Genomic DNA, 13,963 nt, shown 5'->3' with positions numbered 1-13,963 from the left:
GTCATTGTAAAAACTAAATCAGTCTGCGCGCAGAAACTGTCAAATCGACCTCGCCGTCGGCAAGGGTAGCGCGTACAGGTTGCCCCACATGGGTCTTTTCGCGGCTTGTAATGGGTTGCCCCTGAAGGTCGGCAAGCCAGGCGTAGCCGCGCTTCAGAACCAGTTTGGGGTCCAGCAACTCAAGCCTTAACTGCGCGCGCTCGATGCGCTGCCGGCCGCGCTGCAGGCTGCCTTGCACTTCGTGCGGAAAATTGCTGCCCAAGACCTGTAGCTTGCGCTGTTCGTGCTGCAGTGCCAAACGCGCTGCATGGCTCAGGCTCTGGCCGAGCCCGGCCAGGCGGGCATGCTGCCTGGTAACCAGATGCGACGGCCGGCTAATCCGGGAAGCCGCCCAGTCCAGGCGCTGGTTGTGCGACTCCAGCTGGCGGTCTACGCCGTTTTGCAGCCGCGACACGGCCATGTCGAGCGCACCCAACCACACCGCTTGGGGCTGCGCGCAGAGTTCTGCCGCGGCGGTCGGCGTGGGCGCACGCACGTCAGCGCAAAAATCGACGATCGTGAAATCGGTTTCATGCCCTACCCCGCTAATCACTGGCATGGGCGATTCCACCAGGGTTCGGGCGAGCTGCTCATCATTAAAAGCCCACAGGTCTTCCATGGCGCCGCCACCGCGTACCACCAGCAAGACATCCACGCGGTCCTGGGATCGCCGCTGATAGGCTTTGAGCAAAGCGGCGCGCAATTCGCCGGCTGCCTGGCTGCCCTGCACGCTGGCAGGATAAATAACCACGGGAATATGCGGCACACGGCGCTGCAAAGCACTCGTGACATCGTGCAAGGCGGCGGCACCCAGCGAAGTCACCACACCAATGGCGCGGGGCAGCAAAGGCAAAGGCCTTTTACGGCCTGGGTCGAAAAGGCCCTCAGCTTCAAGTCTGGCCTTGAGCAGCAGGAACTGTTCAAAAAGATTGCCCTGGCCTGCCTGGCGCATGGACTCGACCACCAGTTGTAGTTCACCGCGCGGCTCATAAACACCCAGCCGTCCCCGCAGCTCCACCAATTGGCCGTCGCGCGGGGAAAACTCCAGCATCGTGGCAGCGCGGCGAAACATGGCGCAGCGAACCTGCCCCTGTTCATCTTTGAGCGAAAAATAGCAGTGGCCGCTGGCTGCACGCGAAAACCCGCTGATCTCACCCTGCACCGCGACCGGGTTAAATCGGGCTTCAAGGCTGTCCGAAATAGCCCTTAGCAAAGACCCGACGGGCCATACCCGGATGCCCGCGTCGCGCGCTCCCGCTTGCGGCTTCTCGGAAGGAGCCGATGCATCAAACACCCCTAAATCCCTTGGTAATCCGGGTGTAATACTCCACAGAGAGCCGTCCCTCAAGGCTCGACCCCCTGGTTTCGCGCGGATATCGAGATAAATTCGTGTAACTCATTGATTTTGAATAACTTAATTCTGCTCAAAATTTCATCGTTCTGTCACATGCACGATTTGGCGCGGCTTGCAGGCCGCTGCGCCACCACTTGCTAACAAAGTTATCCACAGCTTCTGTGGGCTACGTCCGACACGCGATCACGTTGCGAACATTTAACAGATCAGGCTCAGCCGCAACGAGATGGCAGTTTCTGTAAGCCATAATCCACCACAACTTACTGCCTGGAGATGTGCATTGTTTTCGATCATACAAGCCGCAGGTTGGCCGATTTGGCCCCTGGTTGCCTGCTCTGTCTTGGCCCTTGCTCTGGTTATCGAGCGTTTTACCAGCCTTAAAACCCGAAAAGTCGCCCCCGCCAAGTTGCTTGACGAAGCCATCACCGTCTCCCGCGCCTCCGTCCCCTCACCCGATGTCGTGGCGCAGCTTGAACAAAACTCGCTGCTCGGCGAAGTGCTTGCCAGCGGTTTTCGCGCCCTGAACACCAATCCAAGGATCAGCGAGGATGACCTGCGTTCCACGCTGGAAGGCGCAGGACGCAAGGCGGCCCACAAGCTGGAACGATACTTGGCAGCCCTGGCGACCATCGCCTCTGCCGCCCCCCTGCTCGGCCTATTGGGCACAGTCATCGGCATGATCGAGATTTTCGGCTCCCAGGCAGGTGGTGGAGGTGTGAGCAATGCCGCTGGCGGCAACCCTGCCCAGTTGGCGCAAGGCATTTCGATTGCGCTCTACAACACGGCTTTCGGCCTGATGGTGGCCATTCCCTCGCTGATTTTCTGGCGCTATTTCCGGGCGCGAGTGGACGGATATCTGCTGACGATGGAGCTGGCGGCCGAGCGTTTTGTACGCCACCTCAATACCCTCAGAAAATGAACTTCCGCCCCCATCCTCATGACGAGCCGGAGATCAATCTGATCCCCTTCATCGATGTACTGCTCGTGGTGCTGATCTTCCTGATGCTGTCCACCACCTACAGCAAGTTCACCGAACTTCAGGTCAAGCTGCCGATCGCCAACGCCGAACAGCAGCGCGATTATCCCAAGGAAGTCATCGTCGCCGTGAGCAGCGACGGCCGCTACATGGTCAACAAGACTCTGGTGGAAGGCCGTGGCATCGAAGTGCTGGGAGCCGCGCTTGCCGAAGCAGCGAAAGCCGGCAAGGAAAGCGTCATCATCATCAGCGCCGATGCCAACGCCACGCATCAGGCCGTTATTACGGTCATGGAGGCCGCACGCCGCCAGGGGCTGACACAAATCACATTTGCAACGCAAAGCGCCGCAACGGCCGGGGCCAGATAGGCCAGGGCCGGTTGCCCATTCCATGCAGCCTTCGCGGCGAAATGGCAGTCATCACGTGAAACAGATTTTGCAGAATGCCTGGCGCAAACGGGGTTGGCCGGCATGCCTGCTCTGGCCGCTGGCCCAGGCCTATGGCCTGGTCGTGCGGCTGCGGTGGGTGCTGTATCGCCGTCACATTCTCCGGTCCGAACATTTCGGCGTTCCGGTGATCGTGGTCGGAAACGTCATTGCCGGCGGCGCCGGAAAAACACCGCTGGTGATTGCCCTGGTGAAACATCTGCAGGCGCAACAGATACGGGTGGGGGTGGTGTCGCGGGGTTATGGACGGCACGGCACCGCCTGCCTGGAGGTGGTCCCCGGCGCATCCCCTCACCTCACAGGCGACGAGCCGGCCCTTATCAAGCGCGCAACGGGTGCGCCTGTTTTTGTTGCCGGCAAGCGTGCAGACGCCGTGCGCGCATTGCTTGCGGCATATCCGGGCACGGCTGTAGTCGTGTGTGACGACGGTCTGCAGCACTACGCCCTGCAGCGCGATATCGAGATTGCCGTGTTCGATGACCGAGGTGTGGGGAACGGCTGGCTGCTACCGGCAGGTCCGTTGCGTGAGCCCTGGCCCGCACGCGAACGGGTTGGCTTGAATTTTGTGCTGCACACCGGGCAAAAACCGGCATTTGAAGGGTTTGTTTCCAACCGGAAACTGAGCAACGAAGCTTATTCCGCCCGGGACGAACCGGTCTCGCTGGCGAGCCTGCGGGGCCGGCCTCTGGCGGCACTTGCGGGCATAGCCAATCCTGAAGCATTTTTCGGAATGCTGAGGGAAACCGGCCTGACGCTGCAGGCCACAACGGCCCTGCCCGACCACCATGACTTCACCGATCAAGACCTGGAAGCGGAGGAACTCAAAGGGCGTGTGGTGCTGTGCACTGAAAAAGACGCCGTCAAGCTTTTTGCCCTGCAGGGCACATCACAAAAGGAGGTTCTGGCCGTACCTTTGGTGTTTACGCCCGAACCAGCGTTCTTTGCCGCACTCGATGCCCGGCTGGCCCCGCTGATTTCTCCCTTACCATCAGGCCATGGACACCAAACTGCTTGAACTGCTGGTCTGCCCTGTGACCAAAGGCCCGCTCGACTACGACCGGGAAAAACAGGAACTTGTTTCCCGCAGCGCCCGCCTCGCCTACCCGGTGCGCGACGGGCTTCCCGTGCTGCTGGAAAGCGAAGCGCGGACCTTGACTGATGAAGAACTCGGTCTGTGAACGGCGCCTTGAAAAAAACAAGCAAGACCCCGAAAGCATGAGCTTCACCGTCCTCATTCCGGCCAGGCTGGCCTCTACACGCCTGCCCAACAAGCCGCTGGCCGACATCGGCGGTGCACCCATGGTCGTGCGTGTTGCGCAGCGCGCGATGCGGAGCACTGCCCTGCGCACCGTCGTCGCAACCGACAGTAACGAAATCATCGAAAAATGCGCGTCTTTCGGCATCGCCGCCGTGCTGACACGAGAAGACCACCCCAGCGGCAGCGACCGGCTCGCGGAAGCCTGCAGCGTGCTGGGACTCGCGGACGACGACATTGTGGTGAATGTGCAAGGTGACGAGCCGCTGATTGACCCGGCCTTGATCGACGCGGTCGCACGCCTGCTCATCGAGCGCCCAGACTGCGCCATGAGCACGGCGGCGCATGCCATCCAGCAGCTGGCCGACCTGAACAACCCCAATGTGGTCAAGGTGGTGCTTGATGCGCGCCATACGGCCCTTTACTTCAGCCGCTCACCCATTCCGGCCGCGCGCGACTTTACCGGCAAGGCGTGGTGGGAGGCCGGCAGCAGCCTGCCCCGGCCACTCCGGCACGTAGGCATTTACGGCTATCGGGTGGGATTTCTGCGGGAGTTCCCGCGCCTTCCCCAGTCGCCACTCGAGCAACTGGAGTGCCTTGAGCAACTCCGGGCGCTGTGGCACGGCCATCGCATCGCCGTGCACATCACTGGCGACGCGCCTGGGCCGGGCGTTGACACGCCGGAAGACCTGGACCTCGCCCGCAAGCTGTTTTCCTGACCTGCCCTCCCCGGCATGACGCGGGCTCGTAAGTTGCTGTCAGGGGTGCATGCTATCCTTGGGAAAAACACAAGTGTGAGGCCTGCAGGGCGTGCCGGCAGCCCTCCATACCTGTCAAGCAGCCCCTGCGGAAACCGGCCGGCGGTTCGGGCTGACTTCAAGAATTCATAAAATCCGAGGACATCCATGAGACTGATTTTGTTGGGCGCGCCTGGCGCGGGCAAGGGGACGCAAGCGACCTTCATCTGCCAGAAGTACGGCATTCCCCAGATTTCCACCGGCGACATGCTTCGTGCGGCCGTCAAAGCCGGCACGCAGCTGGGCATTGAAGCCAAAAAAATCATGGACTCGGGTGCACTGGTCAGCGACGACCTGATCATCAATTTAGTCAAAGAGCGCATTGCCCAGCCCGACTGCGCCAAGGGCTTTCTGTTTGACGGCTTTCCGCGCACCATTCCGCAGGCGGACGCCATGAAGTCTGCCGGCGTCAAGCTGGACTACGTTCTTGAAATCGACGTCCCCTTCGACGCCATCATCGAGCGCATGAGCGGACGCCGTTCGCACCCCGCCTCAGGCCGCACCTACCACGTCAAGTTCAATCCGCCCAAGGTTGAAGGCAAAGACGATGTGACCGGCGAGCCGCTGATCCAGCGCGATGACGACAAGGAAGAAACTGTCCGCAAGCGCCTGGAGGTTTACAGCGCCCAGACCCGTCCGCTGGTTGAGTACTACTCCAGCTGGGCAAAGTCAGAGCCTGAACTGGCCCCGAAATACCGTGCCATCAGCGGCATGGGCGGTGTTGACGAGATCACCGCCCGGGCATTTAAGGCGCTGGCGGGTTGAACCGGCCTAACGCGAGTCCACTTGCCCCAAAAAAGCCGTCAGCCCGACGGCTTTTTTTATTCCGGCTTCCGGACCTGGTGGACTGCAATTGCAAGCGCGGCTTCAACTCTCCGCCAGCAACTCGAGCATCATCGCTATCCTCGCCTTCACGGGACTCAGCCCCTGCGAATCAGAAAACAGATCCCCCGGTGTGGGCAAGACCCGGCCATTGAAGCATCTTGTCGCACGGACGACCCGAACCCCCGCAGACCGCGCGCGAAGCAAGGCCGCCTCCAGCGCGTGGTGCAAGGTGCCATTACCCGTGGCAGCAACCACCAGCCCCTGGACACCCTGTGCCAGCAACGCGTCCACGATCGCACCACTGGCGCCGGCATGGTTCATGACAATCTCAACGCGCGGCCACTGGAGCGGAATCATGGAATTCGCTATTATTTTTATAGCTGCTTGCGCCCGTTCCACATGGGTTTCCGGCCAATTTCTCACTAACCTGAGGAATCCTTCCTCCACATAGCCAATCGGCCCCGCATCACCGGAGTCAAAAGCGTCAACCCTGTAGGTATGCACTTTCTGCACGTCCAGCGCGCTGTGGATGGTTCCGGCACACACCGCGACAACACCCATTGCCCCAGCATGACGCGCCACCGCCATGGCATCCAGCATGTTCTGGGGGCCGTCAGGCACCAGCGCAGTCGCCGGCCGCATGGCACAGGCCAGCACCACAGGTTTATCGGGGCGGCACACCGCATGAAGGAAATACGCCGTTTCTTCCAGCGTGTCCGTGCCGTGCGTGATGACAATGCCCTGCACGTCCGGCTGGGCCAGAAAGTGATTGACCCGACTGGCCAGCCGCACCCATACATCGAAGCTCATGTCCTTGCTGTCGACCTGCGCGACCTGCTCGGTCATCAAGGGGCCGAACCTGGCCAAAGGCGGGACCGCCGCCACAAGTTGCTCAACGCCCACCTGGGCAGCGGTATAGCCGATGTTGTCCGACGCACTCGCAGCCTGCCCGGCAATCGTGCCGCCGGTGCCCAGAATCACAATATTTTGAGGATGCATAAAACGTAAACTTGCAATCTTTTAAAAACTGGATGAAAATACAGTTACTGGATATTAAAACAGCTACGGCAACGTTGCGTACCCAAAGCCAGCAGGCAATACGCAAGCGGGCTGAAGCAGTGATTCAAGGAGCAACAGTGATGAGCACACTCGATAACTTTTCGCATTTTCCCTCTGAGGCTCCCAAGCTCACTGCGCGCCAGCAGCAAATTCTGGAATTGATCCAGAGCGCCATCGCGCGCACGGGCGCCCCGCCCACCCGTGCTGAAATCGCCGCTGAGCTTGGCTTTCGCTCTGCCAATGCCGCCGAGGAGCACTTGCAGGCGCTGGCCCGCAAAGGCGTCATCGAGCTGGTCAGCGGGACCTCACGCGGCATACGTTTGCGCAATGACGCCCTTCGCAGCCTGAACGAATCCAGAATCAAACAGTTTTCCCTGCCGTTGCAAAGCCTGGCCCAACTCGCCCTACCTCTGGTGGGGCGGGTTGCTGCTGGCAGCCCGATTCTCGCGCAGGAACATGTCGAGCAAACCTATTATTTTGAAAGCAGCCTGTTTCAGCGCCAGCCCGACTACCTGCTCAAGGTCCGCGGCATGAGCATGCGGGACGCAGGCATCATGGATGGCGACCTGCTGGCCGTCAAGCAATCCAAGGAAGCCAAGAATGGTCAAATTGTCGTGGCCCGGCTGGGTGATGAAGTGACCGTCAAGCGCTTTCGTCGCAACAAGCACCTGATCGAACTTCTGCCCGAAAACCCGGACTTTAAAACCATTGTGGTCGAGCCCGGCGAGCCTTTCGAACTGGAAGGCCTGGCCGTCGGCCTCATTCGCAACACGATGCTGATGTAGGCAGCTCACCTGGCCACGCACCAGGTGGCGGGCGTTTGGCCGTTGTGATGGCCAACACCCTGGTGTCGGGGCCTTCCTGGCAATTTGCCAGTTTGCAATCCTGCCTGTGTAAACCTCTCTCATACAGGAGTTCATCATGGGAATCATCAGTTTTTCACATTCACCAATGTCGTCAGTCCTGCTGGCACCCGTGCAGGCATTGGTGTCATTGTTTTTGCCGGCGCAGGGTATGACTGGGGCAAGCCGTTTTTCCGCGCCAGCCGGCGCACAGCCCAGATCTCACCAGCTTGCGCTACCCTTTGCTTCCGGCGATTTCGCGGCAATGCGCGGCCCGTCTGCCCGCGCCACTGGTGCTCTTGCCGTCCAACGCTCTGTCAAGGCGTCCCGACCCAGCCGGCTGCGAGTTGTCCGTGAGTTTGACTCCAATGTCGGCCCAGCGTGCGCTGGCCGCATGGTGATATCCGGCCGCATGGCCGACGTCTGCGCGGAACTTGAGCGCATGAGCCAGCGAGAAACCTCTTTGAGATAACTGGTACGGCAAGCATCCCACCAGAAGTTCAGCCCGGGCCTATGTGCTTTGCGGCGCCGTCTGGTGCGTTTCCTTGAGATACAAAATCCCCAGTCGGAAGTGACCCCGGCGGCAAGGAAGAAAAATCTTGCAGGCACAATATCGGCATGAATATTGTGATCCTCGACGACTATCAGGACGCGGTGCGGAAATTGAACTGCGCAGCCAAGCTGGAGGCCTACCCTGCCAAGGTCTATACCAACACCGTTAAAGGCATCGGCCAGCTGTCCGTCCGCCTCAAGGATGCCGATGTCATCGTCCTGATCCGGGAGAGAACCCAGCTCAACCGGCAAGTTATTGAAAAGCTGCCCAAACTCAAGCTGATTGCCCAGACAGGCCGTGTCGGAAGCCATATAGATGTCGCGGCTTGCACAGAACGCGGCATCGCGGTTGCCGAGGGCATTGGGTCTCCTACGGCACCCGCGGAGCTGACCTGGGCACTGGTAATGACCGCCATGCGCCGCATTCCGCACTATGTAGCCCACTTGAAGCATGGCGCCTGGCAGCAGGCAGGGCTCAAGTCAGCTTCGATGCCACCCAACTTCGGCATTGGCTCCGTCCTCAAGGGCAAGACATTGGGGGTATGGAGCTACGGGAAGATCGGGCAAATTGTGGCTGGCTACGGCAGGGCCTTTGGTATGCGTGTCGTGATATGGGGCCGCGACGCATCACTGGAGCGGGCACAGGCCGATGGCTTTGAAGTCGCGGCCAGCAAAGCCGAATTCTTTGAGCAAAGCGATGTACTGAGCCTTCACCTGCGGCTCAACGCAGAGACACGCGGTATCGTCACGCTGGAAGACCTGTCGCGCATGAAAACCACGTCCCTGCTGGTGAATACGTCAAGGGCGGAGCTGATCGAACCGGAAGCATTGATCGCCTCCCTCAATCGCGGGCGGCCCGGCCTGGCGGCCATCGATGTTTTTGAGTCGGAGCCCATCCTGCAAGGCCATGCGCTGCTCCGCCTGGAAAACTGCATTTGCACGCCGCATATTGGCTATGTTGAACAGGACAGCTATGAGCTGTACTTTGGCGCGGCGTTTGACAACGTCGTCAACTTCATCAAGGGCACGCCCACCAATATCGTCAACCCGGGGGCCTTGCAAGTACGGCGCTGATGTGACACGCGCAGCCTGATCAAGTGCGCGTAAACCCGGGATTCCCGGCGAGCCAGGCTCAAACTTCGCTCAAGTTTTCTGCGTCGGCCCCGAAGAATCCGGAAAGTCGAGGTCAAACTCGATGAGATTGTTGGCAGCGGATTGCGGCGGCTGCGCACCTGCATCGATTGATGGAAACGGGGCCAGGTCCGCCCCCTCGCCTGCACTCAAATCAATATCAAGACCAAGCCGGGGGGAAGCGGGAGGCTGTGTCGGGTCGGTTGCACCTGCCACGGCAGGAGATGGCAAGGGCGCCACGATCTGGAACCGGGCTGACAGTGGCTGGATGCTGGTAGGCCCAAAACCTGCAACGCCAGGGAGCGTGTCCGGCATGGTCGGAACCGAAGGTGCGTCCGACAACCTGACCGGTGCTTCGGCGTTGCCGGGCGGCCGGCTAACAATCCTTTTTGCGATAGAGTGGAGGAGCAACAGCTCGCGGTAGGCGGCCAGGCTGAAGACCTCTCCCCGCGAATCCGGTTTGCGGAATATGGACTCTTCAAGTACGTCGAGCACCTTGGGAGTTGGCCAGAGGGCCTCAATCCGCGAGAGGGCCTCCGTGTAATACTCCAGATCGTGCGTATCCGCCGCGTATTCGTCGAATGCCGGCACCTTGGCATTGAACATCTTGTTGAAGTCTGTGCGCAACGCGTCGTAATCCTCGCGGCGGCCCAAGCTGTGATAGAGGTCAAACAGGTCGAGATAGACGAGCGCGCTTGTTTCCACGTTGTCCATGATGTGGTGACGCAGAACATCTACCGCCTTGTCGGGCCGGCCGAGCGACAGGAAGAAATCGGCCTGTTGCTGCACATCAAACAGCTCTTCGGCATTCACAATCCGCGGCATGCTGCTGATACCGCTCAGGCTAGGCAGAAATTCCGAGGGGAATCTGGATTCGGCAACCCTTGGGCGCGCCACGGCGCTTGAAGCCGGCGTATTTTTCGGCGCCTCGAAAAATGGTTCGCTGGGATCGAAATCAACCAGCGAATCGGGCAAAGGCCCGGCGCTCACCGATTCAGCTTCTGAGGCCCTGCGCAAGAAGGCTTTCCCGGTGTTACCCGTACCTTCAGTCACATAAGGCGCGCTGTCTTCGGCAAACCCTTTGCCCCACCAGGATCCCCGGCTGACACGGCTTTGCTGTCGGCTACGTATCCATAGTGCCAGGATCGCAAGAAGGGAGGCGGCCAGCAAGGCGTAAAGGGCGTATACGAGCCAGTTGTTATAGCGTTCACCGCGCGCCTGCTCAAGCTGGCCGCGCATTTCCATCACGGCTTTTTCGGTTTTCTGGCTTCGCGCGAGCATGCCGGCAACATCGGCTTCCAGGGATTTCAGGCGCTGGCTGTCGCGCACCATGTCTTGCGGCTGTGCATTAAGCGCCTGCCACAGTGCGGCGGCGGCAGCGCGCTGCTGGGCGTCTGTTGAGGGCTCCGTCAGCAGCTCCGGCGAAGACCGGAGCACAGGGTCGCGCTCGGCCGCCAGGTCAATGGGGTCAAGTTTCAGGCGAGAACGGAGCTTGCCCGCTGGCCCGGATGCGGACTTGCCAGCCCCGCGAACAGCAGGCGTTGCCTGCAGCAACCCAACTGAGGTAGCCGATCGCAATTCACTGCCTCCGACAGGCGGGACTTTTCCGGACCTCGCTCTTGGGGCTTTTCCCGGGCTGGAGGGCGCGGAGCCTGCCTGTGCCTTTGCGGCGTTACCGCCGGCGCCAGCAACTCCAGGCATCTGCGCCACCAGAGGCGCAGTCGCAACGGCTTCTCCGCCGACAACGGGAACCGGGCTGGTGTTTTCTCCGGCCACTTCCGCCAGCAGCACATACTTGCGCGTGTTTTTCTGCAGGCATCCTTCACGCACATAGAGTGTCACGACCGGCTCATCGACGCCGGAGCTTGTGCGGATGCGGATCAGCGCTTCACCGGAAGCGCCTTGCGACGTGATGACACGTACCTTGTCCTGGGCAACCTGGCTGTCGCCAAAAAACACATCTGCCGCCACACAGACTGCAGACAACCCTTCCGTGCCGTCCAGGTGCGCCGACAGGGTGACATCAAGGGGGCGTCCGACAAGGGTGGCGCCGCGCATGCGCCCCAGCGACAAGGCCACGCTGTGGACGGCAACGCCCATCAGCAGAACGCCAAGGAGATATTTGACAGGCTTCTTGGCAAGTTTCATGGGGTGGGCAATTTTGACACGGTACCCTGCCAAATACGGTCAGCCATAATTCAGGCATGGAAGTAAATTACACGAATGTGGGAATAGTTGGCACCGGCGCCATGGGGCGCGGCATTGCGCAGATCGCCGTGCAGGCCGGCAGCACCGTCAGGCTGATGGACGCGCAGGCAGGCGCCGCGGAAAAAGCGCGCGAAGCCATCTGTGCCCAATGGGACAAGCTCGTTGAAAAAGGCCGCATCGACGCAGCCGCGGCAGCCGGGCACAAAGACCGGCTTGTGCTGGCCGCCACCCTCACCGACCTGGCGGCCTGCGACCTCATCATCGAAGCCATCGTGGAGCGGCTGGAGGTCAAGAAAGCCCTGTTCGCCGAACTCGAGACACTGGTACCTGTGCACACCATTCTGGCCAGCAATACCTCCTCGCTTTCTGTAACGGCCATCGCCGCAGACCTGAAGCACCCCGAACGCCTTGCCGGTTACCATTTCTTCAATCCCGTTCCACTGATGAAAGTGGTGGAGGTCATCGCCGGCCTGAAGACCAGTCCCGCTGTGTGCGAAGGCCTGAGCCAATACGCCCGGCAAATGGGCCACACACCCGTGCAGGCCCAAGACACGCCCGGCTTCATCGTCAACCACGCCGGCCGAGGCTACGGCACCGAAGCGCTGCGCATCGTCAGCGAAGGCGTCGCCGACTTCGCCACCATAGACCGCATCCTGCGCGACCAGGCCGGCTTCAAGCTGGGTCCTTTCGAGCTGATGGACTTGACCGGGCTCGACGTCTCCCATCCCGTGATGGAGTCAATCTACCACCAGTACTACCAAGAAGCCCGCTACCGCCCCAATGTGATCACGGCGCAGCGCCTGGCCGGCGGAGTGCTGGGCCGCAAGACCGGTGAAGGCTTTTACCGCTACACCGACGGCACCATGCAAGTTCCGCCCGAGCAGGCCGTCCCTGGTGTGACCGAACTTCCGCCGGTGTGGGTGTCGCCGCGTGCTTCGCGCCGCTCGGAGCTGTTGCAACTGCTCAAAAACCTGGGCGCCAAAATTGAGACCGGCGCCTCCGCATCGCCGCAGGCCCTGATGCTGGTGGCGCCCCTTGGCTTTGACATCACCACCGTCGCCGTCGTGGAGCGGCTGGACCCGGCCCGCACCGTGGGCATCGACATGCTGATCGACGACGCAGCCACCAAGCGGCGCGTACTGGCGACCAACCCGGCCACCCGTACCGACATGCGCGACGCCGCCCATGCCCTCTTCGCCCGCGACGGCAAAGCGGTCAGCGTGATCCGCGACAGCGGCGGCTTTGTCACCCAGCGCGTGGTGGCCACCATCGTCAACATCGCCAGCGACATTTGCCAGCAAGGCATTTGCAGCCCGAAAGACCTTGAGACGGCTGTGACGCTGGGCCTCGGTTACCCCTTGGGCCCGCTGGCCATGGGTGACCGCTACGGCCCCACCAATGTGCTGGAAGTGTTGTTCAACATGCAGACCGTTTACGGCGACCAACGCTACCGCCCTTCCCCCTGGCTGCGGCGGCGCGGCGCCATCGGCCTTAGCCTGTTACACCAGGAGGAATAACACCCCCTTCGGATGCTCACTTCGTGTAGCACCTTCCCCCCTCGAGGGGGCGGCGCCTGCGGCCTGGCGAAGCCAGTTCCGCGGCCCCCACTGGCAAGGGGATCTGTACGGGGACTTGGTCCCTGCCTATTTCTTATTTCGATGCATTGGAAAAACTAGCATGGCAGGCGCAATCAAAGGTACGAGCGAGGGTCAGACCCTTATCCTGACGATCAGCAACCCCGAGTTCAAGAACGCGCTCGGCCCCGATATTTACGCTGCGGGCATTGAGGCGCTAAATGCTGCTGAAAACAACCCAGACATCCGCAGCGTGGTGATCACCGGCGAAGGTGCCATGTTTTGCGCTGGGGGCAACCTGCAGCGACTGGAAGCCAACCGCCGCGAGGCGCCGGAGGTGCAAGCCCAGAGCATTGAAGGCCTGCACAACTGGATCGACTCGATCCGGACTTATCCCAAGCCGGTGATCGCCGCCGTGGAAGGTGCTGCCGCCGGCGCGGGTTTTTCACTGGCGCTGGCCTGCGACTTCGTCGTTGCAGCGGATAACGCTGTGTTCGTGATGTCTTACAGCACCGTGGCACTCTCACCCGACGGTGGCGGCAGCTGGGTCCTGGCGCGCGCCTTGCCGCGTGCGCTGGCCAGCGAATTGCTGATGGCCGGCGAACGCATAGGCGCGCGCCGACTGCACGATTTTGGCCTGGTGAACCGCGTTGCGGCCCCGGGTGAGGCCTTGGCCCAAGCGCTTGAACTGGCCGAAAACCTGAATGCGCGCGCGCCCAATGCGCTGGCCAGCATCAAGGAACTCATCAACGACGCAGCCGGCAGCACGCTGACCGAGCAGCTCACCCACGAACGTGATCACTTCGTGCGCAACCTGCACGACGCCAACGCGGGTGAAGGCATAGACGCCTTCCTGAACAAGCGCACGCCGCACTACCGCTAGGCGGCAGGCAGCCAGTCGCGGG

Annotated in this window: 14 protein-coding genes; 11 read left to right on the top strand and 3 right to left on the bottom strand. The window is 61.1% G+C overall.

All coding sequences use genetic code 11. The features are described from left to right. Positions 1-13: 13 nt before the first annotated feature. Positions 14-1,333, bottom strand: coding sequence for an exodeoxyribonuclease VII large subunit (gene xseA, locus AC1DWQ_RS09720; protein WP_477669426.1), 1,320 nt, complete (start codon positions 1,331-1,333; stop codon positions 14-16). A gap of 340 nt (positions 1,334-1,673) precedes the next feature. Here xseA and AC1DWQ_RS09715 point away from each other — a divergent pair, with 340 nt between their 5' ends. The 6 genes from AC1DWQ_RS09715 (at position 1,674) to adk (ending at position 5,632) form a co-directional block, all read left to right on the top strand. After that, the gene (locus tag AC1DWQ_RS09715; RefSeq protein WP_477648746.1) at positions 1,674-2,312 is read left to right on the top strand and encodes a MotA/TolQ/ExbB proton channel family protein; all 639 of its coding nucleotides are present in this window, start codon (positions 1,674-1,676) and stop codon (positions 2,310-2,312) included. Continuing rightward, positions 2,309-2,737, top strand: a complete 429-nt coding sequence (locus AC1DWQ_RS09710; protein WP_457280760.1) for an ExbD/TolR family protein — start codon at positions 2,309-2,311, stop codon at positions 2,735-2,737. The genes AC1DWQ_RS09715 and AC1DWQ_RS09710 overlap by 4 nt, the downstream gene beginning before the upstream one ends. A gap of 22 nt (positions 2,738-2,759) precedes the next feature. Further along, positions 2,760-3,830 carry a tetraacyldisaccharide 4'-kinase gene (gene lpxK, locus AC1DWQ_RS09705; RefSeq protein ID WP_477669425.1) on the top strand — a complete coding sequence of 357 codons (1,071 nt, stop codon included), beginning with the start codon at positions 2,760-2,762 and terminating at the stop codon, positions 3,828-3,830. Further along, a complete protein-coding gene (locus AC1DWQ_RS09700; RefSeq protein ID WP_122956562.1) occupies positions 3,811-3,993 on the top strand; it encodes a Trm112 family protein in 183 nt (60 codons plus the stop codon). Before lpxK ends, AC1DWQ_RS09700 begins: the two co-directional genes overlap by 20 nt. A 37-nt stretch (positions 3,994-4,030) precedes the next feature. Then, complete coding sequence (gene kdsB, locus AC1DWQ_RS09695) at positions 4,031-4,789, top strand: 3-deoxy-manno-octulosonate cytidylyltransferase (RefSeq protein ID WP_477669424.1); 759 nt, start codon at positions 4,031-4,033, stop codon at positions 4,787-4,789. Between the two features lie 186 nt (positions 4,790-4,975). Then, positions 4,976-5,632, top strand: a complete 657-nt coding sequence (gene adk, locus AC1DWQ_RS09690; RefSeq protein ID WP_477648743.1) for an adenylate kinase — start codon at positions 4,976-4,978, stop codon at positions 5,630-5,632. A gap of 102 nt (positions 5,633-5,734) precedes the next feature. On the opposite strand, the gene AC1DWQ_RS09685 is transcribed toward adk, so the two are convergent. Further along, positions 5,735-6,691, bottom strand: coding sequence for an asparaginase (locus AC1DWQ_RS09685; RefSeq protein WP_477669423.1), 957 nt, complete (start codon positions 6,689-6,691; stop codon positions 5,735-5,737). Positions 6,692-6,831: 140 nt separating this feature from the next. On the opposite strand from AC1DWQ_RS09685, the gene lexA reads away from it, so the two are divergent. The 3 genes from lexA (at position 6,832) to AC1DWQ_RS09670 (ending at position 9,219) form a co-directional block, all read left to right on the top strand. Next, complete coding sequence (gene lexA / locus AC1DWQ_RS09680; RefSeq protein WP_477669422.1) at positions 6,832-7,536, top strand: transcriptional repressor LexA; 705 nt, start codon at positions 6,832-6,834, stop codon at positions 7,534-7,536. A 136-nt stretch (positions 7,537-7,672) separates the two neighbouring features. Further along, the gene (locus AC1DWQ_RS09675) at positions 7,673-8,065 is read left to right on the top strand and encodes a hypothetical protein (RefSeq protein ID WP_477669421.1); all 393 of its coding nucleotides are present in this window, start codon (positions 7,673-7,675) and stop codon (positions 8,063-8,065) included. 146 nt (positions 8,066-8,211) lie between these two features. Beyond that, positions 8,212-9,219 (top strand): D-2-hydroxyacid dehydrogenase family protein, encoded by a 1,008-nt coding sequence (locus AC1DWQ_RS09670; RefSeq protein ID WP_457280754.1) that lies wholly within the window; start codon positions 8,212-8,214, stop codon positions 9,217-9,219. Positions 9,220-9,288: 69 nt separating this feature from the next. Here AC1DWQ_RS09670 and AC1DWQ_RS09665 read toward each other — a convergent pair whose 3' ends face one another. Continuing rightward, entirely contained in the window at positions 9,289-11,424 is a 2,136-nt protein-coding gene (locus AC1DWQ_RS09665; protein ID WP_477669420.1) for a type IV pilus assembly protein FimV, read from the bottom strand. A 56-nt stretch (positions 11,425-11,480) separates the two neighbouring features. Between AC1DWQ_RS09665 and AC1DWQ_RS09660 the strand changes: the two genes are divergently transcribed. Together AC1DWQ_RS09660 and AC1DWQ_RS09655 are read left to right on the top strand one after the other, a co-directional pair. After that, a complete protein-coding gene (locus tag AC1DWQ_RS09660) occupies positions 11,481-13,001 on the top strand; it encodes a 3-hydroxyacyl-CoA dehydrogenase (RefSeq protein ID WP_477669419.1) in 1,521 nt (506 codons plus the stop codon). A gap of 160 nt (positions 13,002-13,161) precedes the next feature. Further along, positions 13,162-13,941: an oxepin-CoA hydrolase, alternative type gene (locus tag AC1DWQ_RS09655; protein ID WP_477669418.1), complete on the top strand. Its 780-nt coding sequence runs from the start codon at positions 13,162-13,164 to the stop codon at positions 13,939-13,941. Positions 13,942-13,963 lie beyond the last annotated feature (22 nt).

The sequence above is a fragment of the Polaromonas sp. P2_G11 genome (assembly GCF_056403595.1).
This window is presented reverse-complemented; position numbering and strand designations above follow the sequence as displayed.

Bases quoted from the DNA above. Each gene is read 5' to 3' on its own strand.
- adk (WP_477648743.1), top strand. From the start codon at position 4,976: ATGAGACTGATTTTGTTGGGCGCGCCTGGCGCGGGCAAGGGGACGCAA.
- kdsB (WP_477669424.1), top strand. From the start codon at position 4,031: ATGAGCTTCACCGTCCTCATTCCGGCCAGGCTGGCCTCTACACGCCTG.
- AC1DWQ_RS09660 (WP_477669419.1), top strand. From the start codon at position 11,481: ATGGAAGTAAATTACACGAATGTGGGAATAGTTGGCACCGGCGCCATG.
- lexA (WP_477669422.1), top strand. From the start codon at position 6,832: ATGAGCACACTCGATAACTTTTCGCATTTTCCCTCTGAGGCTCCCAAG.
- AC1DWQ_RS09675 (WP_477669421.1), top strand. From the start codon at position 7,673: ATGGGAATCATCAGTTTTTCACATTCACCAATGTCGTCAGTCCTGCTG.
- AC1DWQ_RS09655 (WP_477669418.1), top strand. From the start codon at position 13,162: ATGGCAGGCGCAATCAAAGGTACGAGCGAGGGTCAGACCCTTATCCTG.
- AC1DWQ_RS09670 (WP_457280754.1), top strand. From the start codon at position 8,212: ATGAATATTGTGATCCTCGACGACTATCAGGACGCGGTGCGGAAATTG.
- AC1DWQ_RS09700 (WP_122956562.1), top strand. From the start codon at position 3,811: ATGGACACCAAACTGCTTGAACTGCTGGTCTGCCCTGTGACCAAAGGC.
- AC1DWQ_RS09710 (WP_457280760.1), top strand. From the start codon at position 2,309: ATGAACTTCCGCCCCCATCCTCATGACGAGCCGGAGATCAATCTGATC.
- lpxK (WP_477669425.1), top strand. From the start codon at position 2,760: ATGCAGCCTTCGCGGCGAAATGGCAGTCATCACGTGAAACAGATTTTG.
- AC1DWQ_RS09685 (WP_477669423.1), bottom strand. From the start codon at position 6,691: ATGCATCCTCAAAATATTGTGATTCTGGGCACCGGCGGCACGATTGCC.
- AC1DWQ_RS09665 (WP_477669420.1), bottom strand. From the start codon at position 11,424: ATGAAACTTGCCAAGAAGCCTGTCAAATATCTCCTTGGCGTTCTGCTG.